The 23,673-nt window shown below is 65.7% G+C and carries 18 protein-coding genes and 1 riboswitch; of the genes, 9 read left to right on the top strand and 9 right to left on the bottom strand.

Annotated elements, in window-relative coordinates; translation table 11 throughout:
• The first annotated feature begins 233 nt into the window (after positions 1-233).
• Both ACE3QM_RS00275 and ACE3QM_RS00270 read left to right on the top strand, forming a co-directional pair.
• Positions 234-1,436 (top strand): SpoIIE family protein phosphatase, encoded by a 1,203-nt coding sequence (locus tag ACE3QM_RS00275; RefSeq protein WP_048411714.1) that lies wholly within the window; start codon positions 234-236, stop codon positions 1,434-1,436.
• 81 nt (positions 1,437-1,517) lie between these two features.
• A complete protein-coding gene (locus tag ACE3QM_RS00270) occupies positions 1,518-2,183 on the top strand; it encodes an epoxyqueuosine reductase QueH (protein ID WP_231464063.1) in 666 nt (221 codons plus the stop codon).
• Here the strand turns inward: ACE3QM_RS00270 and ACE3QM_RS00265 are convergent.
• Together ACE3QM_RS00265 and ACE3QM_RS00260 are read right to left on the bottom strand one after the other, a co-directional pair.
• Positions 2,156-2,950 (bottom strand): hypothetical protein, encoded by a 795-nt coding sequence (locus ACE3QM_RS00265; RefSeq protein WP_374419339.1) that lies wholly within the window; start codon positions 2,948-2,950, stop codon positions 2,156-2,158. The two genes, ACE3QM_RS00270 and ACE3QM_RS00265, sit on opposite strands and share 28 nt — an antisense overlap.
• Positions 2,951-3,033: 83 nt before the next feature.
• Positions 3,034-3,771, bottom strand: coding sequence for a class I SAM-dependent methyltransferase (locus ACE3QM_RS00260; RefSeq protein ID WP_374419337.1), 738 nt, complete (start codon positions 3,769-3,771; stop codon positions 3,034-3,036).
• Positions 3,772-3,864: 93 nt separating this feature from the next.
• Positions 3,865-4,027, bottom strand: a riboswitch (FMN riboswitch).
• Positions 4,028-4,110: 83 nt separating this feature from the next.
• Here ACE3QM_RS00260 and ACE3QM_RS00255 point away from each other — a divergent pair.
• Both ACE3QM_RS00255 and hrpA read left to right on the top strand, forming a co-directional pair.
• The gene (locus ACE3QM_RS00255) at positions 4,111-4,476 is read left to right on the top strand and encodes a DUF5329 domain-containing protein (protein ID WP_374419335.1); all 366 of its coding nucleotides are present in this window, start codon (positions 4,111-4,113) and stop codon (positions 4,474-4,476) included.
• 97 nt (positions 4,477-4,573) lie between these two features.
• Complete coding sequence (gene hrpA, locus ACE3QM_RS00250; protein ID WP_374419333.1) at positions 4,574-8,509, top strand: ATP-dependent RNA helicase HrpA; 3,936 nt, start codon at positions 4,574-4,576, stop codon at positions 8,507-8,509.
• A 93-nt stretch (positions 8,510-8,602) separates the two neighbouring features.
• Here hrpA and ACE3QM_RS00245 read toward each other — a convergent pair whose 3' ends face one another.
• From ACE3QM_RS00245 to ACE3QM_RS00235, 3 genes are all read right to left on the bottom strand, one after another.
• Positions 8,603-9,919 (bottom strand): MFS transporter, encoded by a 1,317-nt coding sequence (locus tag ACE3QM_RS00245; RefSeq protein ID WP_374419332.1) that lies wholly within the window; start codon positions 9,917-9,919, stop codon positions 8,603-8,605.
• 25 nt (positions 9,920-9,944) lie between these two features.
• Positions 9,945-11,186, bottom strand: coding sequence for a GNAT family N-acetyltransferase (locus ACE3QM_RS00240; protein WP_374419330.1), 1,242 nt, complete (start codon positions 11,184-11,186; stop codon positions 9,945-9,947).
• Positions 11,187-11,265: 79 nt separating this feature from the next.
• Positions 11,266-12,066, bottom strand: coding sequence for a helix-turn-helix domain-containing protein (locus tag ACE3QM_RS00235; RefSeq protein ID WP_048408980.1), 801 nt, complete (start codon positions 12,064-12,066; stop codon positions 11,266-11,268).
• Between the two features lie 132 nt (positions 12,067-12,198).
• Between ACE3QM_RS00235 and ACE3QM_RS00230 the strand changes: the two genes are divergently transcribed.
• The gene (locus tag ACE3QM_RS00230) at positions 12,199-13,086 is read left to right on the top strand and encodes a DMT family transporter (RefSeq protein ID WP_374419329.1); all 888 of its coding nucleotides are present in this window, start codon (positions 12,199-12,201) and stop codon (positions 13,084-13,086) included.
• A 195-nt stretch (positions 13,087-13,281) separates the two neighbouring features.
• Here ACE3QM_RS00230 and ACE3QM_RS00225 read toward each other — a convergent pair whose 3' ends face one another.
• On the bottom strand, positions 13,282-13,656 hold the full coding sequence (locus ACE3QM_RS00225; RefSeq protein WP_231464048.1) for a cupin domain-containing protein: 375 nt from the start codon (positions 13,654-13,656) through the stop codon (positions 13,282-13,284).
• Between the two features lie 226 nt (positions 13,657-13,882).
• Between ACE3QM_RS00225 and ACE3QM_RS00220 the strand changes: the two genes are divergently transcribed.
• The 3 genes from ACE3QM_RS00220 to ACE3QM_RS00210 all read left to right on the top strand — a co-directional run bounded on the left by ACE3QM_RS00220 (position 13,883) and on the right by ACE3QM_RS00210 (position 17,146).
• Positions 13,883-14,662, top strand: a complete 780-nt coding sequence (locus tag ACE3QM_RS00220) for a class II glutamine amidotransferase (protein ID WP_048408930.1) — start codon at positions 13,883-13,885, stop codon at positions 14,660-14,662.
• Between the two features lie 70 nt (positions 14,663-14,732).
• On the top strand, positions 14,733-16,538 hold the full coding sequence (locus ACE3QM_RS00215; protein ID WP_374419326.1) for a putative nucleotidyltransferase substrate binding domain-containing protein: 1,806 nt from the start codon (positions 14,733-14,735) through the stop codon (positions 16,536-16,538).
• Entirely contained in the window at positions 16,538-17,146 is a 609-nt protein-coding gene (locus tag ACE3QM_RS00210) for a 3'-5' exonuclease (protein ID WP_374419324.1), read from the top strand. The genes ACE3QM_RS00215 and ACE3QM_RS00210 overlap by 1 nt, the downstream gene beginning before the upstream one ends.
• A gap of 17 nt (positions 17,147-17,163) precedes the next feature.
• On the opposite strand, the gene ACE3QM_RS00205 is transcribed toward ACE3QM_RS00210, so the two are convergent.
• Positions 17,164-18,954 (bottom strand): sigma-54-dependent Fis family transcriptional regulator, encoded by a 1,791-nt coding sequence (locus tag ACE3QM_RS00205; protein ID WP_374419322.1) that lies wholly within the window; start codon positions 18,952-18,954, stop codon positions 17,164-17,166.
• Between the two features lie 494 nt (positions 18,955-19,448).
• Between ACE3QM_RS00205 and ACE3QM_RS00200 the strand changes: the two genes are divergently transcribed.
• Complete coding sequence (locus tag ACE3QM_RS00200) at positions 19,449-20,969, top strand: aldehyde dehydrogenase family protein (RefSeq protein WP_374419321.1); 1,521 nt, start codon at positions 19,449-19,451, stop codon at positions 20,967-20,969.
• A gap of 191 nt (positions 20,970-21,160) precedes the next feature.
• Here ACE3QM_RS00200 and ACE3QM_RS00195 read toward each other — a convergent pair whose 3' ends face one another.
• Together ACE3QM_RS00195 and ACE3QM_RS00190 are read right to left on the bottom strand one after the other, a co-directional pair.
• Positions 21,161-23,359: a phosphocholine-specific phospholipase C gene (locus tag ACE3QM_RS00195; protein WP_374419319.1), complete on the bottom strand. Its 2,199-nt coding sequence runs from the start codon at positions 23,357-23,359 to the stop codon at positions 21,161-21,163.
• A 14-nt stretch (positions 23,360-23,373) separates the two neighbouring features.
• Positions 23,374-23,547, bottom strand: coding sequence for a hypothetical protein (locus tag ACE3QM_RS00190; RefSeq protein WP_374419317.1), 174 nt, complete (start codon positions 23,545-23,547; stop codon positions 23,374-23,376).
• Between the last annotated feature and the right edge of the window lie 126 nt (positions 23,548-23,673).

Genomic DNA, 23,673 nt, shown 5'->3' with positions numbered 1-23,673 from the left:
GCCGGCGCAGAGCGCCGCCAAAACCCGCATACTAGCATGCGCCGCCAGGGTGGCTTAGCGGAAATTGACAGCCGCGGCAATCTTGCCGCGGTCCTGCCTGGCGGTACGCTTTTGCCTTGCAATGCGACATTGTGCGACCGCATATGCTATACCCCAAACATGATGCCAATGTAATTGCACCCATGGCTGCTTGCGCAAATCACGCCTTTACCCCTGCCGCACAGGAAAACCGCATGCCCCCGCCGAAAATCCTGCTCGTGGACGACAGCGCCACCAATCGCCTGACGGTCAGCACCCTGATCCAGGATCAGGGCTATTGCTGCGATCTCGCCAATAATGGCGAGGAAGCGCTGGCTCGTTGCCGGGAAACCCGCTACGACCTGATCCTGATGGACATCATCATGCCGGTGATGAATGGCTTGCAGGCCACGGTGGAGTTGCGCGCGCTGTTTGGCGAGCACTGGGTGCCCATCATTTTCCTGACGGGCCTGAGTCAGCAGCAAGACTTGATCGACGGGCTCAAGGCCGGCGGCGACGATTATCTGACCAAGCCGGTCAGCCCGGAACTGCTGGCGGCCAAGGTCCAGGTTTTCCTGCGCATCGCCAAGATGCAGCAGCAGATCAATCAGGACGCGGTGCGCCTGGAACATTACTTCCTCAGCAACGAACGTGAACAAAGCTATGCGCTGGAGCTGGTGGAACGCCTGAACCGGCAGCAATTGGAACTGCCCGCCCATGTCTGGCGCCATCTGCGGCCCGCCTCGCAATTCAATGGCGACCTGATTTGCTACGCCCGCGCCGACGAGCGCGAGTATCTGATGTTGGCCGACTGCACCGGCCACGGACTTACCGCCGCGATTAGCGCGATTCCGGCGGTGGAGTGTTTTTATGATCTGGCGCAAGCGCAAACGCCGCTGAGCGACATCGCCGCCGCCATCAACGACAAATTGCACCGGCTGCTGCCCTTCGGCCGCTTCGTCGCCGCCATCATCGTCGCCATCGATGCCGACAGCCAATGCCTGCAGGTCTGGAACGGCGGCATTCCCTGCGCGCTGATGTTCGATGCCGCCGGACGCAAGATCAAGCACTTCCGCTCGGAGCACCCGCCGCTGGGCATACTGGAGGCCGGGCAGTTCGACAAATCGCTGGAAAGCGGCAGACTGGGAAGCGGACACCGGCTGGTGATCAGCTCCGACGGCATTACCGAGGCGCGGGCGGATAATGAGCAAATGTTCGGCCTGGACGGCGTGGTCAAGGCGGTGGAAACCGGCTGGCCGGATCGGATCGGCGATAGCGTGCTGCAGGCCTTGCAGCGCCACCGCCAGAACGAGGCGATGCTGGATGACGCTTCCTTGCTGGTGCTTAGCGCGCCACCCCAAATCGTGCGCGCGGAAGCGAAAGCCCCCTCATCCCAGCCGGGATGGCAGGACGTTTGAGCGGGCGATGGCGGGCGCGCCTTGATTCCACGGCGGCGCGGCAACATAATTCGCAATTTTCATATGACGCCACCCACCGCCATGAACATAGCATTTGAGCGCCAGCCGCTGCCCCTGCCGGACGGCCATGACAAGGTCTTGCTGCACTCATGTTGCGCGCCCTGCTCCGGAGAAGTGATGGAGGCGATGCAAGCCACGGGCATCGACTTCACCATCTTCTTCTACAACCCCAACATCCATCCGCTGAAAGAGTACGAACTGCGCAAGAACGAGAACATCCGTTTCGCCGAGCAGTTCGGCATTCCCTTCGTCGATGCAGATTATGATCGCGACAATTGGTTCGCACGCGCCAAGGGCATGGAGGATGAGCCGGAGCGCGGCGTGCGCTGCACCATGTGCTTCGACATGCGTTTCGAGCGCACCGCCCTGTACGCGCATGAGCACGGCTTCCCCGTCATCACCAGCTCGCTGGGGATTTCGCGCTGGAAAAACATGCAGCAGATCAACGACTGCGGCGCGCGCGCGGCCGCGCGCTACCCCGGCCTGATCTATTGGGACTACAACTGGCGCAAGGGCGGCGGCTCCGCGCGCATGATAGAAATCAGCAAGCGCGAACAGTTCTATCAACAGGAGTACTGCGGTTGCGCCTATTCCCTGCGCGACAGCAACCGCCAGCGCCGCGACAGCGGCCGTCCGGTGATCCGCCTGGGCGTCAAATACTACGGCGACGAAGACAGCCAGGCCTGAGGCGCGGTCGCCTCGCTCTCTATCTCCCGCGCGTAGCGCACCAGCGCCTGCAAGAGCTGGGAGAAGCGATGCGCGGCCAGACTCCCGTCCGAGGGCGTGAGCCAGGTGCTGCTGATTTCCAGCTGAATGGCGGGCACGCCCAGCCGCGAGGCGAATTTGGCGATGGTCTGGTGCTTGGACGCGGCGAAGTAGTTGTCGGAGAGATTGAGCACGCCCTGCCCTCGCAAACGCTGCTCCAGCCGCTGTCGCAGCCAGGGCTTACCCAGGAGCGAAGCTCCGTTCAGGGTGCCGAAATCCACGTCGTAGGGCCGGTAGGGATGACTGCCGTGCAAGTCCAGCACCAGCAAGGGGCGCTGGTCGGCAATCAAAGCCGCCAGCTTGCGTTTGAAGGCGTTGTCGTCTTCGTAATTGGGGTCGGACGGCGAGGCGCGGGTGGTGTAGATCGCAGTGGCGCCGGCCAGTTGGTGCAACATCGCCGCCAAGGCCGCGGTGCCGCCGCCGTCGGAGAAACGGTATTGCCCGTCGCGAAACGGGCTAGTGGCGTGCGGCGCGGTGACGATGATGGGACGAGAACCCTCCAAAACCGCGAACCACGGCTCGCCGTTTTGCGGCGGCCTGTCCTTGGCGGCGTCCGCTTCCTGTTGCAACTTGATGGCCTCGACGATGTGGGCCGGTTCGATGACGGCCCGTTCCGGCGGGGTCTTGCCGATGGCGGACGCCGTCGATAAGACCAGAATCAGAATCCCCGCAGCCCACCCTCTTCTCATCGCCCTCCTCCTGATTCTTGCCCGATTATTGCTGGACCAGGTCGGCGCGGCTTGGTTCTGCGCGCCGACCCGGCAAGGCCGCGCTAGCGCGCAGGCTTTCGCGCGACGAGCAGCAGCAAGGCCGGACGGCGCGCGTGCGGCCGTAAACCGTCCCGATATGCCAGCGTCTGCGGGTCTGGCGCGGGCTCGCCCAGGTGAAGCAGTTGGAAGCCGGCGTCCAACAAGCCTTTCACATAGCTTTCCACCGTGCGGTGCTGCTTGATCACGCCGTCGACGAACCAGCGGCTTGTGCGCGCGTCTTGCTGGAAATACGCGTCCAGCGTCCAGTGTGATGGCTCGCCCGCCGCGTCCAGCGCCCAGCCCTGCGGGCTGGCGGTGCAAATCGGATGCTCCACCGTCAGCGCGAACACGCCGCCTGGCCGCAGCGCGGCGAACACGCGCGCCGCCACCGCAGCGTAATTCGCCACATAGTGCAGCGCCAGCGAAGACACCGCCAGATCATAAGCGTCGGCGGGCGGCTGATAGTCCTCGATGGCCGCGCGCCGGTAATGAATCGCTGAATCCTGGGTGCGCGCTCGCGCCTGTTCCAGCATGCGCTCGGACAAGTCCACCGCGGTGACGCTGGCCGCGCCCTCGCCGCGCGCCCAGCGGGCGAAATCGCCGAAACCGCAACCCAGGTCCAGCACGTCGGCGCCGGCCAGCGGCGGCAGCGCGCCGCGCAAGGCGGGCTGCTCCAAAACGCCGTTCAGCCCGGTGTCGCTGTCGCGCAAGGCTTGGTATTGGGAGAAAAAGATCGGATGGTCGTAGATGTTTTGCTGCATGGGGAGGCTCCGTAAAAAATCTAAGGAAAGCGCCCCAGGGCGACGCGCGGCGATGCCGACGCGCAAAGACACGCCAGGCTCTCAGAGCCTGGCGCGCGTCTTCTCTCATCCGGACTATCACCGTCGGCTTCGGCTTCTCACCGAATCTGCTGACCCGCGCATCATGGAAACGGCTGCGCGGCGCTCGCGGGCTCGCCGCCGGCATTCGCCGCGGCATACCGCCGGTGGGGAGTTTCACCCCGCCCTGAAGACCGGCACAGCATAAAGGCGGCGTAGAAGTTGGACAAGCCCAGCCCCATCGCGCATAGTCAGCGCATTCCAATTGCAATGGAGCGATGCATGACCCTGAAGCTGCCGATCTGGCTGGTTTTTTGTTTGAGCGCCGGCGCCGCCATCGCCGCGCCCACCCCCGCCGCCAAAGCTGAAATCGATCACCTGCTGGACTATCTGGCCAAATCCGGCTGTGAATTCAACCGCAACGGCAGCTGGTACGGTTCCAAGGAGGCCCGCGATCATCTGAACGACAAATACCAGTATTTGCTGAAAAAAGACTGGGTCAGCAACGCGGAAAGCTTCATCGAACGCGCGGCCACCCAGAGCAGCATCAGCGGCAAAGCCTACCAAGTGCGTTGCGGCGCGGCGCAGCCAGTGGCCAGCGCCGCCTGGCTGAAAGCGGAGCTGGGCCGCTACCGCCAGCGCAAATAAGCCGTTCCACGGGCGTCCGGCCGGCAATCCAGGCCTGCCGGAGCGCCACGCAGCTGTTATAATCACCGCTTTCCTGTAATCCAGTGTTCTTTTCCCGATGACTGCTGCCCAGCTGCTGGCCCAACTCAAGGCCGACCTCCCCTCCTGCCTGATCCGCGACCGCCACGCCTTGCGCCGCAAACTGAGCGACGCCGCCGAGCGGCTGAAGAAAAACCAGCCCGCGGACAGGCAGCTGGCCGATATCCAGACGCAGATCGAGCGCTCCGCCGCCAAGGTGGCCGCGCGCCGCGCCCATCTGCCCAAGCCCGATTTTGACGACGCCCTGCCGGTCAACCAGAAACTGGCCGACATCAAGACCGCGATCGAGCGTCACCAGGTGGTGATCATCTGCGGCGAAACCGGCTCCGGCAAAACCACCCAGCTGCCCAAGATCTGCCTGGAACTGGGCCGCGGCGTGCACGGCCTGATCGGCCACACCCAGCCGCGCCGCCTGGCCGCGCGCTCGGTGGCCAGCCGCATCGCCCAGGAACTGAAATCCACGCTGGGCGAGCATGTCGGCTTCAAAGTGCGCTTCACCGACAAGCTGTCGGACAAATCGGTGATCAAGCTGATGACCGACGGCATCATGCTGGCGGAAACCCAGACCGACCGTTACCTGGAAAGCTACGACACCATCATCATCGACGAGGCGCATGAGCGCAGCCTCAACATCGACTTCCTGCTGGGTTATCTGAAACAGCTGCTGCCGCGTCGGCCGGACCTGAAGGTGATCATCACCTCGGCCACCATAGATGCCGACCGCTTCTCCCGCCATTTCGACGGCGCGCCAGTGATCGAAGTCTCCGGCCGCACTTATCCGGTGGAAGTGCGTTACCGCCCGTTGGCGCAGCGCGACGAAGACGAGCGCGAAGTTGAGATGGAAGGCGCCATCGTCGACGCCGTCGACGAGCTGTCGCGCCAGGGTCCGGGCGATATGCTGGTCTTCCTGCCCGGCGAGCGCGAAATCCGCGAGACCGCGGAAAAACTGCGCAAGTCCGGCATCCGCGGCTACGAAATCCTGCCCTTGTTCGCGCGGCTGTCCAACGAGGACCAGCAGAAGATCTTCAAGCCTTCCGGCGGCCGCCGCATCGTGCTGGCCACCAATGTGGCCGAAACCTCGCTGACGGTGCCGGGCATCAAATACGTGATCGACACCGGCCAGGCGCGCATCAACCGCTACAGCCCGCGCGCCAAGGTGGAACAGCTGCAAGTGGAGAAAATCTCCCAGGCGGCGGCGCGGCAGCGCGCCGGCCGTTGCGGCCGCGTCGAGGCCGGCATCTGCGTGCGCCTGTACGGCGAGGACGACTTCAACCAGCGCCCGGCCTTCACCGATCCGGAAATCGTCCGCTCCAACCTGGCCGCGGTCATCCTGCGCATGGCCGCGCTGCGGCTGGGCAAGGTGGATGCCTTCCCCTTCCTGGAAGCGCCGAGCAGCCGGCTGATCGCCGATGGCTACCAGGTGCTGACCGAACTGGGCGCGGTGGACGACAAGGGCGAACTCACCAACGTGGGCAAGGAGCTGGCGCGGATTCCGGTGGACCCGAAAGTGGGCCGCCTGCTGCTGGCCGGCCGCGACTTCGGCTGCGTGCGCGAAGTGCTGATCATCGCCGCCGCCCTCAGCGTGCAGGACCCGCGCGAACGCCCGTTCGAGGCGCGCGAGGCGGCCGAACGCGCGCAGGCGCGCTTCAACGACGAGAAGTCCGACTTCCTGTCCTTCCTGCACCTGTGGGACTTCTTCTCCGACGCGCTCAAGCACAAGAAATCCAACCGTCTGCTGATCAACACCTGCCACGAGCACTTCCTGTCCCATCTGCGCTTGCGCGAATGGCGCGAACTGCACGCGCAGCTGGCCGACATCGCCGGCGAGCTGGGCCTGATCAAGCGCGAACAGGCGCACGCCGACGCCGAGCAGCCGGACGCGCAGATGACGCAGAAAAAGCGCCAGCAGCTGGACGCCGTCGCTTATGAAAACCTGCACAAGGCGCTGGTGACCGGCCTGATCGGCAATCTGGGCATGAAAAACCAGGAAGGCGACGATTACCAAGGCACCCGCGGCGTCAACTTCCACGTTTTTCCCGGCTCCGGCCTGAAAAAAGCCAAGCCCAAATGGCTGGTGGCGGCGGAACTGGTGGAAACCACCCGCCTCTACGCCCGCTGCGTGGCCAAGATCGAGCCGGAATGGGTGGAAAAGCTGGCGCCGCACCTAGTCAAATACCATTACTTCGACCCGCACTGGGAAAAGAGCCGTGGCGAAGTGGTGGCCAGCGAACGCGTCACCCTGTACGGCCTGACCCTGGTGCCGCGCCGGCCGGTCAGCTATGGCCGCATCGCGCCGGAAGAAGCGCGCGAGCTGTTCATCCGCGGCGCGCTGGTGAATATGGACTATGTCAGCAACGCGCCCTTCTTCCAGCGCAATCAGCAATTGATACGCGAAGTGGAGCAGCTGGAGCACAAGGCGCGGCGTCAGGACGTGCTGGTGGACGAAGAGGCGCTGTTCGCCTTCTACAGCGAACGAATTCCGGCCGAGGTGGTGGACGCCGCCAGCTTCGAGGCCTGGTGCAAGGAGGCGGAAAAGACCGAAGCCAAGCTGCTGCACCTGACGCGTGAAGAACTGATGCGCCACGCCGCGCAACATGTCACCGAAAACCAGTTCCCGGAATGGCTGGAGCTGGAAGACGGCCGCCTCAAGCTGCGCTACCGCTTCGAACCCAACCACCCGCTGGACGGCGTCACCCTGGACGTGCCGCTGGCCATCCTCAACCGCCTGCAGCCGGCCGCCTTCGAATGGCTGGTGCCCGGCATGGTGCGCGAGAAACTGCAACAGCTGATCAAGGGCCTGCCCAAGCAGATCCGCCGCTGCTGCGTGCCGGTGCCGGACTTCGTCACCCGCTTCCTCAGCGTCAATCCGGATCAACAGCAGCCGATCGCGCCGCAGCTGGCGCGCTTCATCCTGCGCGAAACCGGCGGCGTCAAGGTGGACATCGACGACTTCCGCGCCCAGGAGCTGCCGGCCCATCTGCTGTTCAACTTCCGCGTCATTGACGACGGCAAGCAGGAAATCGGCCTGGGCCGCGACCTGCTGGCGCTGCAAAAGCAGTTCGGCCAGGCCGCCCAGCTGACTTTCCGCGACACCAGCGCGGAATTCGAGCGCGATGATGTCAGCAGCTGGGACTTTGGCGAACTGCCGGAAAGCATACAGTTCGCCCGCGGCCGCCAGCAGCTGACCGGCTATCCGGCGCTGACGCTGGAGCAGGACAAGGTGGCGATCCGCCTGTTCGACACCCAGTTGATGGCCGAGCGCCATCACCGCCAGGGCGTGATCCGGCTGCTGCAGCTGCAGCTCAAGGAGCAGATGAAGCAGCTGTCCAAGGGCCTGCCCGGCATGACCCAGCTGGGCTTGCAGCTGCGCGCGGTGGCCAATGTCGACGAATTGCTGGCCGACGCCATCGCCTGCATCTGCGACCGCGCCTTCATCGGCGACGACGCGCTGCCGCGCAATGAGAAAGCCTTCAACGACCAGAAAACCCGCGCCCGCACCCGGCTGCCGGCGGTCAACCAGGCGGTGACCCAGTATCTGGGCCAGGTGGCATCCGAATACGGCCCGCTCAGCGTCAAGATGCAGAAGCACAAGCTGGGCTACGAGCTGCAGCAGCAATTGGCCAAGCTGGTTTACAAGGGCTTCCTGGCCGCCACGCCGTGGAGCCAGCTGCCTCACCTGCCGCGCTATATGCGCGCGATGGGCTTGCGCATGGACAAGCAGCCGGCCAATCCGCAGCGCGACGGCCAGCGCGGCGCGGAAATCCGCGACCTATGGCAGAAATGGGAAACCCGGGTAGCCGAGGACAATGAAGCCGAAGGCGCGTCCCAGGCCTTGCTGGATTTCCGCTGGCAGATCGAGGAACTGCGCGTCAGCCTGTTCGCCCAGGAACTGAAAACGCCATACCCGGTGTCCGCCAAGCGGCTGTTGAAGCAGTGGAACGAGCTGCCGCGCTAATGTTCGCCAGACCTTGAACTGGCTCGCCCTGGCATGACAAAACGGCGGCGTCTTTATCGACGCCGCCGTTTTTCTATGCGCGCTGCACGCCCTTCAATGCACTGGATGCGACAAGCCCGGCCTATTCCCCCAGGCCAGCAGGAACAAACCCATCGCCAGCCCCACCAGGCAGAAAATCATCAGATAGCCGGCCAGCGCCAGCGAGCTGACCTCCATCCACAGCGATAGCAAGACCGGCGTGAAGCCGCCCACCACCGCGTAAGCCACATTGTAGGAAAACGACAGGCCGCTGAAGCGGATGGGCGCCGGAAACGCGCGCACCATCAGAAAAGGCACCGCGCCGACGATGCCGGCGAAGAAACCGGTCAGCGTGTACAGCGGATGCAGCCAGCTCACATCGTGCCCCATGGTCTGGTAGAAACACCAGCTGCTGACACCCAGCAGCAGGCTGCCCGCGGTGAACACCGGGCCGCCGCCGAAGCGGTCCACCGCCAGGCCGGCGACGATGCAGCCCACGCTCAGCGCGACGATGGCCAGACTGTTGGCGAACAGCGCCTCCACCGGCGGCACGCCGAACTGCTTCTGCAAAAAGGTGGGCGTCATCAGAATCACCACCACGATGGTGACCGACAACATCGCGGTGGCCGCCATCGACACGGCCATGCCCAGGCGATGGCCGCGCAGCACCGCCTTTAGCGGCAGCTCGGCGGACAAGGCCTTGCGCGCCTGCATTTCGCTGAACACCGGGGTCTCGTGCAGCCAGCGGCGCAGATACATCGCCACCAGGCCGAAGACGCCGCCGATCAGGAAGGGAATGCGCCAGGCGCCGCTTTCCAACTGCTGCGGCGTGAATAACAGATTCATCGCCATCGCGATCAGGGAGCCGAACAGAATGCCTATGGTCAGCCCCGAGGTGATGATGCCGCACGCCAGGCCGGTGCGGCTGGGCGGCGCGTGCTCGGCGACGAACACCCAGGCGCCGGGCACTTCGCCGCCTATGGCCGCGCCCTGCAATACGCGCAGCAAGAGCAACAAGACCGGCGCCCACACCCCGATGTCCTGATACGTGGGCAGCAAGCCCATCGCCAGCGTCGGCAAGGCCATCAGCACGATGCTGAGCGTGAACATGCGCTTGCGGCCGAACAGATCGCCGAAGTGCGCCATGATGATGCCGCCCAGCGGCCGCGCCAGATAGCCGGCGGCGAAAATGCCGAACACCTGCAATTGGCGCAGCCAGCCTGGAATGTCATGGGGGAAGAACAGCTTGCCCAATACCAGGGCGAAGAACACGTAAATGATGAAATCGTAGAATTCCAGCGCGCCGCCCAGCGAGGCCAGGCCCAGCGTCTTGCAGTCGTTCCGGTTCAGTTTGCGCGCGGGTGCCGCGGCGACGCTTGCCGTTTGAGTCATATCGGGTCCTTTTAGCTGCGGGCTCTTATTTCTTGAATGGATTGATCGCCGGGGCCTCGTCATGGTGGACGATGCCGAAGCGGTTGCGGATCAGCGAATTGAGCACCGGCTGGCGATGGCGTATCCACAGCGTGGTCGGCAGCGGCTGGCAGCCCATGCGCGCCTTGGGCTCCAGCGCGGTGCGGCCGAAAATCACCCGCCGCCCGCCGGCGGCCAAGGCCGACTCAATCGCCGTGTGCAGCAGGCGCAGGTAAAGCGGCAGCGCCTTGGCCGCGGCGCGGTCGAAGCCGATCTGCGCGGCGGTGACTTCCGCGCCGTCTTTCAAGACCAGCAAAAAGCCGAGCAGCTCGCCGTCGCGCCACAGGCCGCGCAGCTCCGCCCGCTCCGGCCCCAGCGCCGCCATCCGCCGCCAGTAGTCGGCGGTCACCGTCACCGGTCGCAGCGTGGCATTGTCCTGCACCGCCAGGTAGAGCTGCTGCATGCGCTCCGCCTGCGCGTCCACCTGCTCCGGCGTCATCACGCCGATTACGCAGCCGGCGGCCTCGATGGGCTTGAAGATCTGCTGGCGGATGCCGCTGCGGTACTTGGAAGTCATGCCGGCCAGATAGTCCTCGTAAACACGCCAGTCTTCGGCCAGCGGCAGCACCATATTGGGTTCGGTCTCCAGCATGCTGTAGCTGAGCTTGCCCAGCGCCCGGCTGTCCTCCAGCGCAGCCGCGTCCAGATCCTTGACCAGCACGAAATCGATCTGACCATTCAGCTTTTCCGCGCGGCGGATGCGGTAAAGGATTTCCGCCACCGCCTGCCAGCGGGTTTGCGGGTCCAGCTCCGCGGCGAAAGCCACCCCATCCAGCCCGTAGCTGAGCATATTGCCGCAGACCAAGAGACGCTGGCGCAGCCGCGGCTTGATGTTTTGCGCCAGCGCCGCGCGCAGCGAACCCTCGGCCCGCGGCCCCGGATGGGCATGCATGGTTTCCAGGCTGACTTCCAGTAGCTGCATCGCCGCGGCCGCCACCGGCACGCCGTCGCGGTAAGCCATCGCGTAGCGGACTTCGAAATCGGCGAGCCCGGATTGCTCCAGCGCGCGCCAGTAATCGCGGGACATCAGCAGCCCCCGCGGCTCGGCCAGACGGTCCCAGTGTTGGCCATTCAGGAAGTCTATGCGTTCGGAAAAAACGAAATTCAGCGTGCTGGCCTGGCGCAGCGTGCGGCGCAGCTTCCAGCCGTCGCCCAGTTGCCGGGCCAATTGTTTGATCTTCTTGCTCATGATGTGGGCGGATCTGCTCTTGTTCTATGCGTGACAATCATTCCAGTGTGCCGCAATGCCAAACGGGCAACAAGCATCCTCAAGACATGCCCTCGGCCAGTTGCCGGCGATAGCGCTCCGGCGAATAGCCCAACTGCTTGTTGAACATGGCGATGAAAGCCGACGCGGTGCCGTAGCCCAGATCGGCGGCGATATCCTGCACCGCCCTGCCTTCGCGCAGCCAGGTCAGCGCGCGCAGCAGCCTTACCCGGCTGCGCCACTGCACGAAGCTCATGCCCAGCTCGCGCTGGAAATGGCGCGCCAGCGTGCGCTCGGTGCCGTATACCCGTTGCGCCCATTGCGCCAGCGTGGTGTTGTCGGCCGGGTGGGCGCGGATGGCGGCCAGGATGGGCGCCAGCTGGCGGTGGCGGCTGTCCGGCAGATAGCTGTGCTGGTGGCCGGCCTGGACCAGCCGCTCCAGCAGCAGTTCGGCCTGGCGTCGATCCCATGGATCTTCTATCGCGGTGACGCCGCGCTGGCAAAAGTCCTCCAGCAAGGCGCGCAGCAAGGGTGTTTGCGGAATCAGGCAGGGCTGGCCGGGCAGCCGCGCCGCCGCCTCGGCGCCGATATAGACCGAGGTGTAGCACATCGCCTGGCGCACCGAGGCCGAGTGCCTGACTCCGGCCGGCACCCAGATCAGAAACTCCGCCGGCGCCGCCAGCAGGCGTTCGCCCTGTTCTTGCTCGACCAAGTCCAGCTCTATCAGGCCCAGGCTGATGCGGTTGAGCTGGCCCCAGCGGTGGCTGTGCGGAGTGAATTCGGTCTGCGGCGTCAATTGATCGTAGCGCAGATGGATGGGCGCGGGTTCCGGCAAGCGTTGATCCAGTTCGGAATAGTCCAATTTGTCGGTTTCCCTGTATTGCAATGTCTGCTTTGCGTTATATGACACTAATCAGACAGCGTTACACTAGCGGCTGTCAATGTCGCGCCACGCCATAGAGGCCGGCGCCGCGCTCTCGGAGTCGTTCACGTCATGAACTCATTGTTTCCCATGCTGGCCGTGCTGATCTGGTCCGCCAACACCGTGGTGTCCAAGGCCGCCGCCCAGGCGCTGGACCCAGCGGCCATTTCCTTCTACCGCTGGCTGGTCGCCGCGGTCATTCTCACCCCGCTGTGCCTGCGTCCGCTGCTGCGCCAATGGCGCGCCATCCGCCCCTGGCTGGGCCGCTTCAGCGTGCTGGCGGTGCTGGGCATGGTGATGTTCCAGTGCCTGGCCTATTACGCCGCGCACAGCACCAGCGCCACCAATATGGGCGTGATCTGCGCCTTGGTGCCGCTGCTGGGCCTGGCGCTCAGCGCGACGGCTTTCCGCCAGCCGGTGGGCGCGCACGCGCTGTTCGGCGTCGCGGTGTCCTTGCTGGGCGTGTGCTATCTGCTGGGCCAGGGCCGGCCGCTGAGCCTGCTCGACGGCGGCGTCAACCATGGCGACGCGCTGATGCTGATCGGCTCGCTCTCCTACGCGCTGTACGGCATTCTGCTGCGGCGCTGGGCGCCGCCGTTCGGCAGCTGGACCAATCTCTATGTTCAGGTGCTGCTGGCGGTGCTGATGCTGGTGCCGGTGGCGCTCAGCGCGCACAGCCTAGCGGTGCCGCCGCAGGGCGTCGGCCTGGTCGCCTTCGCCGGCATCGCCTCCTCGGTGCTGGCGCCCTATTTGTGGATGCGCGGCATCCAGCGCCTGGGCAGCGAACGCACCGCCATCTTCATGAATCTGCTGCCCTTGTTCACCGCGTTGATCGCCAGCGCGCTGCTGGGCGAGACCATACACGACTACCACTGGCTGGGCGGCGGCCTGATCCTGCTCGGCGTCAGCCTGAGCCAGGGCGGCTGGGCCAAGCTGCGCGGCGCCTTCAAGCCCGCTTAAGCCGGCCCCGACTTGCCGGATCGGCCGCCCCGACAGGGCGGCCGAAGCCTCAGGGCCTGTTCAACGTCTCGCGAGCACAGGCGAGGCAAGGCGAAAACGAGCGAAAAAGCGGAATGCACAAACGGTACATGAGCATTTTGAATTCGTACTCACCATGCAACGCTTCACGAAGCGCAGCAGGCTTTGCACAGGCTCTCAGATCCAATCGTCCGCGGGAGCGCTGCGCTCGCTGACGACCTCGCCGGTGTTGCGCACCCCTTGCGGTTCCACCAGCATCAGCTTGACCTCATGCTCGGCATAGGGCTTGTGCTCCACGCCCTTGGGCACGACGAACATCTCCCCGGCGTTCACCCATACCGGCGGCCTGTCGCGCAAATCGATGCGCAAACACCCTTCCTGCACGATGAAGACTTCATCGGTCTCGGCGTGCCGATGCCAGATGAAGTCCCCCTGGATTTTCACCAGCTTGAAATGATAGTCGTTCATCTGGGCGATGATCTTGGGACGCCACTGTTCTTGAAACAACGCGAACTTCTCCTCCAGCCTGACGGCGCGAAAACCACGGGGCATGGCAAGGCCTCCTCTCTTGATTCGAGTCAATTCAGTCCGAGCTTGGACCGTAGCACGGCCTCCAGGCCGCCGCCATGTGGCGTGGTCCGACGCCAAACGGGCGTCCGCGCCGCCGCTTCGCCGCGCTGGCGCATTGCCCTGGGTGCGCATATCGCCTAAGCTCTGTAACAAAACCGCAGCCGGCGCGACCGGCCATGACAATCTCTTTACCGTGGAACCCGAAACCATGTGCCAGTTATTGGGCATGAATTGCAATACTCCAACCGATATCCTGTTCTCCTTCGAAGGCTTTCACCGCCGCGGCGGCCAGACCGACCACCATGCCGACGGCTGGGGCATCGCCTTTTTCGAGAACAAGGGCTGCCGTATCTTCCTGGACGACAAACCGTCGGTGGAATCCCCGGTGGCCAATCTGGTGCGCAACTATCCGATCAAATCGGAAAACGTGATCGCCCACATCCGCAAAGCCACCCAGGGCGAGGTCAATCTGGCCAACACTCACCCCTTCATGCGCGAGATGTGGGGCCGTTACTGGATTTTCGCCCACAACGGCAACTTGGATAATTTCCAGCCCGAGGCCGGCTGCCACTACAACCCGGTGGGCAGCACCGACTCCGAACGGGCCTTCTGCCATCTGATGGAACGGTTGCGCGCCAAGTGGTGCCAGCAACCGCAGCTGGACGAGCTGTTCGCCGAAGTGGCGCGCCTGGCGGCGGAGATCGCCGGCCACGGCGTGTTCAACTTCATGCTCAGCAACGGCGAGGTGCTGTTCGCCCACTGCTCCACCCATCTGCACTACATCATCCGCCAGGCGCCGTTCAACACCGCCCACCTGGTGGACGACGACGTCAGCGTGGACTTCTCCTCGGTCACCACCCCGCACGACCGCGTGGCGGTGATCGCCACCCAGCCGCTGACCGACAATGAAAGCTGGACCCAGCTGAGCGCCGGCGAACTGCTGCTGTTCCGCGACGGCTCGCCGCTGCTGCAACACCTGCCGGGCTGAACCTCCGCCGACAAGCCCTTGCCGCCAGTGTTATGCTGGCGGCAATGTTTTGTCTGCCGCGAGGGCCGCCATGCAGCGATTCGATTTCAGCCAACCCCCTTTTGACGCGTTGAGCCCGGCCGAGCGCCAAAAGCTGGAGGCGCGCGTCGACATCGTGTTCCACGGCGGCGACGCCGTCATCCTCGCCCCGGACGCCCCGGTGGACGCCATGTATGTGGTGATCAAGGGCGTGGTGCGCGAAATGGCCGGCGATGAGACCATCGCGCTGCACCGGCCGCAGGACAGCTTCGACGCCCGCGCCGTCGCCGCCGGCCAGACCTCCCATCGCTTCATCGTGCAGGAAGAAGCGTTGCTCTACGCGCTGCCGCGCGCCGAAGTGCTGGCGCTGACCGAAAGCAACCCGCGCTTCGGCGCCTATTTCTACGCCAGCGTGTCGGAAAAGCTGGGCCGGCTGGCGCAGCGCGCCGGCCAGCGCGAACTGCAGACCCTGCTCACCGCCACCGTGCGCGACGCCAACTGCCGCCGGCCGGTTTTCATCGACGGCGGCGCCAGCCTGCGCGACACCGCGGCGGCGATGAAGGCGCAGCAGTCCAAATCGGTGCTGGTGCGTGCCGAAGCCGGCCTGGGCATCTTCACCACCACCGACTTCCGCGACATCGTGCTGAACGGCGTGCCCGTCGACGCGCCAGTGGCCGCGCATTGCAACTACCAGCTGCTGACCATAGACATAGACGATTTCCTGTTCAACGCGCTGCTGCTGATGACGCGGCGCAATCTGCGGCGGCTGGTGGTCACCGAGCGCGGCGAGCCGGTGGGCATGCTGGCCCAGGTGGATGTGCTGTCCTATTTTTCCAATCACTCCCATCTGATCGCGCAGCGCCTGGAGCGCGCCGACACCCTGGACGAACTGGCCGAGATCGCCGAACAGATCACGCGGCTGGTGCGCATACTCTGCGGCCACGGCGTCAAGCCGCTGCAGCTCGGCCGACTGGTGCAAAGCCTGAACGCCCGCCTGTTCGCCCGCGCCTGGCGGCTGATCGCGCCGCCGGAACTGCTGGCCAATAGCTGCCTGCTGGTGCTGGGCTCGGAGGGCCGCGGCGAACAGATACTCAAGACCGACCAGGACAATGCGCTGCTATTGCGCGACGGCGCGTCCTGGCCGCAGCTGGAGGCCAGCTGCCAGGCGTTTTCCGACGCGCTGGAACGCTTCGGTTATCCGCCCTGTCCCGGCGGCATCATGCTCAGCCGTCCAGGCTGGCGCTTCAGCGGCGCCGAGCTGCGCGAGCGCTTCCACCAATGGGTGCACCAACCCAGCGGCGACGCGTTGATGCGGCTGGCCATCTTCGTGGACGCGGAAGCCGTCTGCGGCGACAGCGAACTGCTGGAGCGCGCGCGCGACGAGCTGCATGCGGTGCTGCGCGACGACGCCGGCTTTTTCTCCCGCTTCGCCCGCGCCATCGAACAGTTCGACACCCCGCTGGGCCTGTTCTCCCATCTGCAAACCCAGGCGCGCGACGGCCGCACCACGCTGGACCTGAAAAAAGGCGGCATCTTCCCGCTGGTGCATGGCATCCGCGCGCTGGCGCTGGAACACGGCGTGCGCGACAACAGCTCGCAGCAGCGCCTGCGGCGGCTGGTGGAGCTGGAGCGGCTGGACGCGGAGCTGGCCGAGGATGTCGGCGAGGCGCTGTCCTTCCTGATGCAGCTGCGGCTGGAGCACGGGCTGGAGCAGCAAGATGCCGGCCGGCCGGCGGATAATCTGCTGGAACCGGAAAAACTGTCCTCGCTGGAGCGGGACCTGCTCAAGGACGCGCTGGGCGTGGTCAAGAAATTCAAGGCGCAGCTGCGCCACCATTACCGGCTGGGCAGTTTCTGATGCTGACCTCCCTGCTGCGCCAATGGCAGCGCCGCCGGCTGCGCGATCCGGCCTATGCCGCCATGTACCAGGAACACCCGGACGAACTGGTCAGCCTGGACTGCGAAACCACCAGCCTGGACCCGGCCGCGGCCGAGCTGCTGTCCATAGGCGCGGTCAAGCTGCGCGGCAACCGCATTCTCGCCAGCGAGGCGCTCTACCTGCTGGTGCGGCCGCGGCAAGCGCCCAGCGCCGACAATGTGCGCATCCACGGCCTGCGCCCGCTGGACGTCAGCCAGGGCCTGGCGGCCGAGGACGCCGTGCGGCGGCTGCTGGACTTCATCGGCGGCCGCCCGCTGCTGGGCTATTACCTGGAATACGACCTGGCGGTGCTCAACCGCTATGTCCGCCCCTGGCTGGGCGTGCCGCTGCCGCAGCGGCGCATCGAGATTTCCGGCCGTTACTACGATTACAAGCTGAGGCAGAACCCGGACGCCCACATCGATCTCAGCCTGGCCAGCATCTGCCGGGATCTGGACATGCCGACGTTGCCGCGCCACGACGCGCTCAATGACGCCATCAACGCGGCCATGCTCTATCTGGCGCTGAAACGGCGCGGCTATGGTTGACCGCTGCCGGACGCGTGTCAGCGCCGCGCTCGCCGCCGGTACAGCGTGCTGCGCGCCACGCCCAGCTCCGCCGCCGCGCGGCTGACATTGCCCCGGCAGCGCGCCAACGTCTGTTCGATCAAATCGTCGCCGCCAGCGGCCAGCGTGACCGCCGCTGGCGACGTCTCGGCGCGGCAGCCGGCCGGCAGATCCTCGACCCCCAGCTCCGCGCCGTCGTCGGCCAACGCCAGCATGGTGCGCAGCGCGCTGTGCAGCTGGCGCGCATTGCCCGGCCATGAGCAAGCCAGCAGCGCGGCGCGCAGCGGGGCGCCCAGGCGCACGCCGCGTTGCGCCGCGCCCAGTTCCCGCCACATCTCGTCCATCAGGCGCGGCAGATCATCGCGCTCGCGCAGCGGCGGCAGCCGCACCGGGTAGTCCTGCAAGCGGTAGAACAGGTCGGCGCGGAACTCGCCGGCCGCCACCATCGCAGCGAGATCGCGATGAGTGGCGCAGATCAGCGCGAAATCCACCGCATGGGCCTGGCCGCCGCCCAGCGGCGTGACTTCGCGCTGCTGCAGCGCGCGCAGCAGCCGCGCCTGCATCGCCGCCGGCATGTCGCCCACCTCGTCCAGGAACAGCACGCCGCCGTCGGCCTCGCGCAGCTTGCCGGCCATGCCCTTGCGCCGCGCGCCGGTGAAGGCGCCCTCCTCGTAGCCGAACAGCTCAGACTCGATCAAGGCCTCCGGTATCGCCGCGCAATTAACGGCGACGAAGGGCGCGCGGCCGCGCCGGCTGGCGGCGTGCAGCGCGCGCGCGAACACCTCCTTACCCACGCCGGTTTCGCCTTGCAGCAAGACCGGGATGTCGGCATTCAGCACCTTGACCGCGCGTTGCAGCGCCAGCGATGGCCGCGCCTCGGCCTTCGGAGGCGGCCGCTGCGCCACCACTCGCCGCGCCGGCGGCGTGATCTGCAGATGAAAATGCTGGCCGCGCCGGCCAAGCCGCGTGCGCAGGCCGTCGGCCGGCTGTAGTTCGCCGTCGAACAGCTGGCCGAAGCGCAGCCGGCCCAGATCCGCCCACGCCAGGCCCAGCCAGGCCAGCGCGCAGCTATTGGCCTCCACCAGCACATCGTCGGCGAAGACGAGCACGCCTTCGCGCGCGGAGCCGAGCAAGGCGTGATTCAGATGGAAGCGCACCAGCCAATGCTCGGCCGAAGGCCGCGCCAGCCAGCGGTGCTCGATCTGCCGCGCCGCCAGCCGCACCAGGCCCAGCGCGTGCGCCTCGTGACAGCGCGCGTCGCTGCTGATGTTGAGCGCGCCGGCCAGGCGGCCGTTGGGCGTGAATATCGGCGCGGCCGAGCAGGAAATGCCGCCGTTGCTGGCCAGATAATGTTCGCCGCCGTTGACCTGCACCGCCGCGCCCAGCGCCAGCGCGGTGCCGATGGCGTTGGTGCCCTTGTCGCGCTCGCCCCAGGCCATGCCAGGCAGCAGCGCCACCTGCTCCGCCTTGCGCAGAAATCCGGAGCTGCCGGCGGCGTTGAGGATCACGCCGGCGGCATCGCTGAGCAGCACGATGCCGCGCCGGTCGCTGATCTGCTCGTACAAGCCGTCCAGTTCCGGCTGAGCCAGGCGCAGCAGCAAGCCATTGGCCTCGCGCAAGGCGCCCAGCGCCGCGCCGTCCAGGCCGTCCTCCGCCGGCTGCGGCGGCAGTTGCCGGCAGCGCCGCCAGGACTGGGCGATTTCGTCGCGGAGCCCGACGGGCTCCAGGCCCTCATGGAAGAAACGCCGGCGCGCGCCGTCCACCGGCGGGTGTGTAGAGTGCTCGGTCATCGCGATGCTCCCGAATGGCTGGTGCGCCCAAGGCCTGGGCGCGAAATCTCGGAACCTGTTCAAAATCCGCCGCGCTTGCTGAGACGAGACACGGCGAGTGCCGCTTCAGCATGCTCATGCGCCGCTTGTGCATTCCGTTTCTCCGGCTGTTTCGCCTTGTCGCGCTCAGGCTGGCGAGACTTTGAACGGGCTCGCAGAACTATTAGCACCGCCGACGCGGCGGGCGCAAACGGCGGCTGAAAATCCGTAGCGCAACACTGTAGCGTTTTGCGACAACTCATGGCCTGGCCTATCGGCCAGCCGGCATCCATCGCCGCCATCTTGCGCCGCAATATCGATGTGGGCAGCGGCAATAGCCATCGGCCATTATCGATTCCGCACCGCAACATGACCCGAAGGCGTGACGGCTTGGCACGCTTCCTGCTGTGGGCCAGGACAGCGCGGTCCTCGCCGGCCGCGCGCCATGGCCAAATCTACAACAGGAGAAACCCAGCATGCGTTACGCTCATCCCGGCACCCCCGGCGCGGTGATTGCATTCCAATCCCGTTACGGCAACTACATCGGCGGCCAGTTCGTGCCGCCGGTCAACGGTCAGCACTTCGTCAACACTTCTCCGGTCAACGGCCAGCCCATCGCCGAGTTTCCGCGCTCCGACGCCGCCGACATCGAACTGGCGCTGGACGCCGCCCACGCCGCCGCGGACGCCTGGGGCCAGACCTCGGCGCAGCAACGCTCCTATCTGCTGCTGCAGATCGCCGACCGCATCGAGGCCAACCTGGAAAAACTGGCGGTTACCGAAACCTGGGACAACGGCAAGCCGGTGCGTGAAACCCTGAACGCCGACATCCCGCTGGCCGCCGACCATTTCCGTTACTTCGCCGGCTGCATCCGCGCCCAGGAAGGCACGGCGGCGGAAATCGATCACAACACCATGGCCTATCACATCCACGAACCGCTGGGCGTGGTCGGTCAGATCATCCCGTGGAACTTCCCCCTGCTGATGGCGGCGTGGAAGCTGGCGCCGGCGCTGGCCGCCGGCAACTGCGTGGTGTTGAAACCGGCGGAACAGACGCCGCTGGGCATCGCGGTGCTGATGGAAGTGATAGGCGATCTGCTGCCACCGGGCGTGGTCAATGTGGTGCACGGCTTCGGCAAGGAAGCTGGCCAGGCGCTGGCCACCAGCAAGCGCATCGCCAAGATCGCCTTCACCGGCTCCACCCCGGTGGGCCGCCACATCCTGCAATGCGCGGCGGAAAACATCATCCCGTCCACGGTGGAGCTGGGCGGCAAATCGCCCAATATCTTCTTCGAAGACATCATGCAGGCCGAGCCCTCCTTCATCGAGAAGGCCGCCGAAGGGCTAGTGCTGGCCTTCTTCAATCAGGGCGAGGTCTGCACCTGCCCGTCGCGCGCCTTGGTGCAGGAGTCCATCTATCCGGCCTTCATGGCCGAGGTGATGAAGAAGGTGAAGGCGATCAAGCGCGGCGATCCGCTGGACACCGACACCATGGTCGGCGCCCAGGCCTCGCAGCAGCAGTTCGACAAAATCCTGTCCTATCTGGACATCGCGCGCCAGGAAGGCGCCGAGGTGCTGAGCGGCGGCAAGCTGGAACCGCTGGAAGGCGGCCTGGCCCAGGGCTATTACATCCAGCCCACCCTGCTGAAGGGCAATAACAAGATGCGGGTGTTCCAGGAGGAGATTTTCGGTCCGGTGGTCAGCATCGCCACCTTCAAGGACGAGGCCGAAGCCGTCGCCATCGCCAACGACACCGAGTTCGGCCTCGGCGCCGGGGTCTGGACCCGCGACATCAACCGCGCTTACCGCGTCGGCCGCGCGATCAAGGCCGGCCGGGTGTGGACCAATTGCTACCATCTCTACCCGGCGCACGCGGCCTTCGGCGGCTACAAGAAGTCCGGCATCGGCCGCGAAACCCACAAGCGCGCGCTGGATCACTATCAGCAGACCAAGAACCTGCTGGTGAGCTTTGACGGCAAGCCGCTGGGCTTCTTCTAAAAGCCTGTTCAAGGTCTGCTGCGCTTCGTGAGGCGTCGCACGGTGCGTACGAGCTCAAAATGCTTATGTACCACGAGTACATTCCGCTTTTTCGCTCGTTTTCGCCTTGTCTCGCCTTAGCTCGCAAGAGCGTAAACACGTTAAAAAGCAAAAAGGCCGCGCCATTTGGCGCGGCCTTTGTCATTGGCCACTCAGACCGGCGGCGTCCACTGCTCGCCCACCGCTGCGCCGCCCATCGCCGGGTCGCTGAAGCCGTCGCGGCCGGTTTCCACCCGGCTGGCGAAACGGCGGCTGAAGCCGGGGAACACCGGCGCGCTGACGCTGACGTCGTACCAGCCGTGGCTGTCCTTCAACGGCCAGTTCAGCACCGCCTCGCCTTGCGGGCCCACGGTGACGCGCCGCGGCTCGGTGTTGGCATAGGCGTTGGCGCGCACTTGGAACTCGCAGTTCTCGCGGCCGCTATTGTGCAGCTTCAGGTAAACGTCGCCGGCGGCCGGCTCGTAACAGACCTGGATTTCCGGCTGCGCCTTGCTCAAGCGCCCCAGCTGGCCGGCATCGCCGGTGAAATGGCGATGGAAGCCGTTGGGGCCCAGCACCCACAGATCGTAGAGATTGGCGTCGTAATTGACCCGCCACAGCCCGGACAGCTGCTTGCCGGCCTCCACCGTGTAGCGGCGCGGCGGCGCGTCCAGATGACGACGGTCATACACGTGAAACACCGCCGCCGCCTTGCCGCTGTTGGCGAAAATCAATTCCACGGTGCCGGCATTGCCATCCACCCGCGCGCTGGCGTGCAGCTCGTAAGGTAGCGCGCGCGAGCGGCGCAGGCCAACCGCCTGCACCGGCAACTCCGGCAAGGCTGGCGCGCTGGGCTTGGTGCGGCCGGGCAAGGCGCGCGCGCGCGCCGCCAGCGCGGCGGTGGCCGGCAGCTTGGGCAGCTCGGCATTGGGGTTGACGAAATCGAAGCAGGACAGCAGATCGCCGCACACCGCGCGCCGCCAGGCGGTGATATTGGGTTCCTTGACCCCAAAGCGCTGCTCGATGAAACGGATCACCGAGGTGTGGTCGAACACCTGGGAATTGACCCAGCCGCCGCGGCTCCATGGCGAGATCACGTACATCGGCACCCGCGGTCCCGGGCCGTAAGGCACGTGGATCAGGTCGGCGCGCTCATTGCCGGTCTCGCTGCTGCGCAGATGATGGTATTCGCCGTCGGTGGCCACGGTGGACGCGCCGGCCAGCACCGCCTTGGCCGGATCCGCGTCCCAGCTCAGATAGCTGGGCGCGGCCGGCGGCGGCACGTGATCGAAGAAACCGTCGTTCTCGTCGAAATTGACCAGGAACACCGTCTTGCTCCACACCTCCGGATTGGATGTCAGCGCATCCAGCACCCGGGCGGTGTAATCGGCGCCCTGCGCCGGGCTGGACGGGCCGGGATGCTCCGAGCCTTCGGCGGTGGCGACGATATAGCTGACCTGGGGCAGGCGGTTGGCCTGCACATCCCGGCGCAGATCGTCCAGCGTCCAGGTGGACAAGCCCTTGTCCTTGAGCGCCGGCTTGGCGCCGGGCTCGCCGAAGTAGGCGGCGCGGAAGCTGCGGAAGCCGGCCACCGGATTGTCGGTGAAGTTGTCCGCCATGTTCTGGTAAATCTTCCAGCTCACCCCGGCCGCTTCCAGCCGCTCGGCGTAAGTGCTGAAGGTGTAGCCGCCCTTGGGGTTGTAGTCGACCGAGTCGTAGGCGTTGGCGATCACCGGGCCCTTGCCCTGTTGCTGTGGATCGTTGCCGCCGCACCACAGGAACACGCGGTTGGGATTGGTGCCGCCCTGAAACGCGCAATGATAGGCGTCGCACAGGGTGAAGGCATTGGCCAGCGCGTACTGGAACGGCAGGTCCGTCTCCTTGAAATACCCCATGGCGTGGTTCTGCTTATAGGTGGGCCAGACGTTCATCACACCCTTGCCCCAGGCGTATTGCGCGTCCGACCACACATGCGGCGTGCCCTCCACCCGCATATAGGCGAAAGTCTGCACCGTGTTGAGGTGGAACGGCGCCACCACGCGCGGCGGCGTCAGGCTATTGCCCTGGTTGGTCTGGAACCATACGCTTTTGCGCTTGAGCAAGGCGCTGTCGGCCAGCGGCAGCGGGAAGCGATCGCCAAAGCCGCGCACCCCGGCCAGGCTGCCGAAGTAATGGTCGAAAGCACGGTTTTCCTGGGTCAGGATCACGATGTGCTCGACATCCTGGAGCGTGCCGGTGCGGTTATTGGCCGGAATCGCCAGCGCGCGCTGAATGGAGGCCGGCAGCAGGGACAGCGTCAAGGAACTGGCGGCCAGCGCGCCGCCGCGCTTGATGAACTGGCGGCGGGACGAGGAAACGGGGGTATCGGTCATGGCGGAGGGTCCGGTCAGGGCGCGCAGCTGAGCTTGGCCGGCGGTTTGGTTTGATTGGAATTGCCATTGCCCGGCTGGCCGGACGGATTTTGATTGCTGTCGCCGATACAGCCGGCGAGCAAGGCTGCCAGCAGGCAGGCGGCCAGCCAGCGCGCCCAGTGGGCCGGCGTGAGAGTGGTATGCGTCATCGGAAGCTAGTCGTTTTATGGCGGCGCCAGCGCGGAGCCGCAATGGAAAACCGCCGGCCCGGGACGTATCCGGGCCGGCGCCCCGCCCGGAAGATGGCCGGGCGGGAAAACGATAGCGAGAGCGCA

This window comes from Chromobacterium sp., from assembly GCF_041912965.1.
GTDB classification, from domain to species: domain Bacteria; phylum Pseudomonadota; class Gammaproteobacteria; order Burkholderiales; family Chromobacteriaceae; genus Chromobacterium; species Chromobacterium aquaticum.
The sequence above is the reverse complement of the archived record's forward strand: the minus strand, read 5'-3'. Positions and strand labels throughout refer to the sequence as shown.

What these genes read in the sequence shown, in the direction of transcription:
- ACE3QM_RS00275 (WP_048411714.1), top strand. Translation starts at nt 234, where the DNA reads ATGCCCCCGCCGAAAATCCTGCTCGTGGACGACAGCGCCACCAATCGC.
- ACE3QM_RS00270 (WP_231464063.1), top strand. Translation starts at nt 1,518, where the DNA reads ATGAACATAGCATTTGAGCGCCAGCCGCTGCCCCTGCCGGACGGCCAT.
- ACE3QM_RS00265 (WP_374419339.1), bottom strand. Translation starts at nt 2,950, where the DNA reads ATGAGAAGAGGGTGGGCTGCGGGGATTCTGATTCTGGTCTTATCGACG.
- ACE3QM_RS00260 (WP_374419337.1), bottom strand. Translation starts at nt 3,771, where the DNA reads ATGCAGCAAAACATCTACGACCATCCGATCTTTTTCTCCCAATACCAA.
- ACE3QM_RS00255 (WP_374419335.1), top strand. Translation starts at nt 4,111, where the DNA reads ATGACCCTGAAGCTGCCGATCTGGCTGGTTTTTTGTTTGAGCGCCGGC.
- hrpA (WP_374419333.1), top strand. Translation starts at nt 4,574, where the DNA reads ATGACTGCTGCCCAGCTGCTGGCCCAACTCAAGGCCGACCTCCCCTCC.
- ACE3QM_RS00245 (WP_374419332.1), bottom strand. Translation starts at nt 9,919, where the DNA reads ATGACTCAAACGGCAAGCGTCGCCGCGGCACCCGCGCGCAAACTGAAC.
- ACE3QM_RS00240 (WP_374419330.1), bottom strand. Translation starts at nt 11,186, where the DNA reads ATGAGCAAGAAGATCAAACAATTGGCCCGGCAACTGGGCGACGGCTGG.
- ACE3QM_RS00230 (WP_374419329.1), top strand. Translation starts at nt 12,199, where the DNA reads ATGAACTCATTGTTTCCCATGCTGGCCGTGCTGATCTGGTCCGCCAAC.
- ACE3QM_RS00225 (WP_231464048.1), bottom strand. Translation starts at nt 13,656, where the DNA reads ATGCCCCGTGGTTTTCGCGCCGTCAGGCTGGAGGAGAAGTTCGCGTTG.
- ACE3QM_RS00220 (WP_048408930.1), top strand. Translation starts at nt 13,883, where the DNA reads ATGTGCCAGTTATTGGGCATGAATTGCAATACTCCAACCGATATCCTG.
- ACE3QM_RS00215 (WP_374419326.1), top strand. Translation starts at nt 14,733, where the DNA reads ATGCAGCGATTCGATTTCAGCCAACCCCCTTTTGACGCGTTGAGCCCG.
- ACE3QM_RS00210 (WP_374419324.1), top strand. Translation starts at nt 16,538, where the DNA reads ATGCTGACCTCCCTGCTGCGCCAATGGCAGCGCCGCCGGCTGCGCGAT.
- ACE3QM_RS00205 (WP_374419322.1), bottom strand. Translation starts at nt 18,954, where the DNA reads ATGACCGAGCACTCTACACACCCGCCGGTGGACGGCGCGCGCCGGCGT.
- ACE3QM_RS00200 (WP_374419321.1), top strand. Translation starts at nt 19,449, where the DNA reads ATGCGTTACGCTCATCCCGGCACCCCCGGCGCGGTGATTGCATTCCAA.
- ACE3QM_RS00195 (WP_374419319.1), bottom strand. Translation starts at nt 23,359, where the DNA reads ATGACCGATACCCCCGTTTCCTCGTCCCGCCGCCAGTTCATCAAGCGC.
- ACE3QM_RS00190 (WP_374419317.1), bottom strand. Translation starts at nt 23,547, where the DNA reads ATGACGCATACCACTCTCACGCCGGCCCACTGGGCGCGCTGGCTGGCC.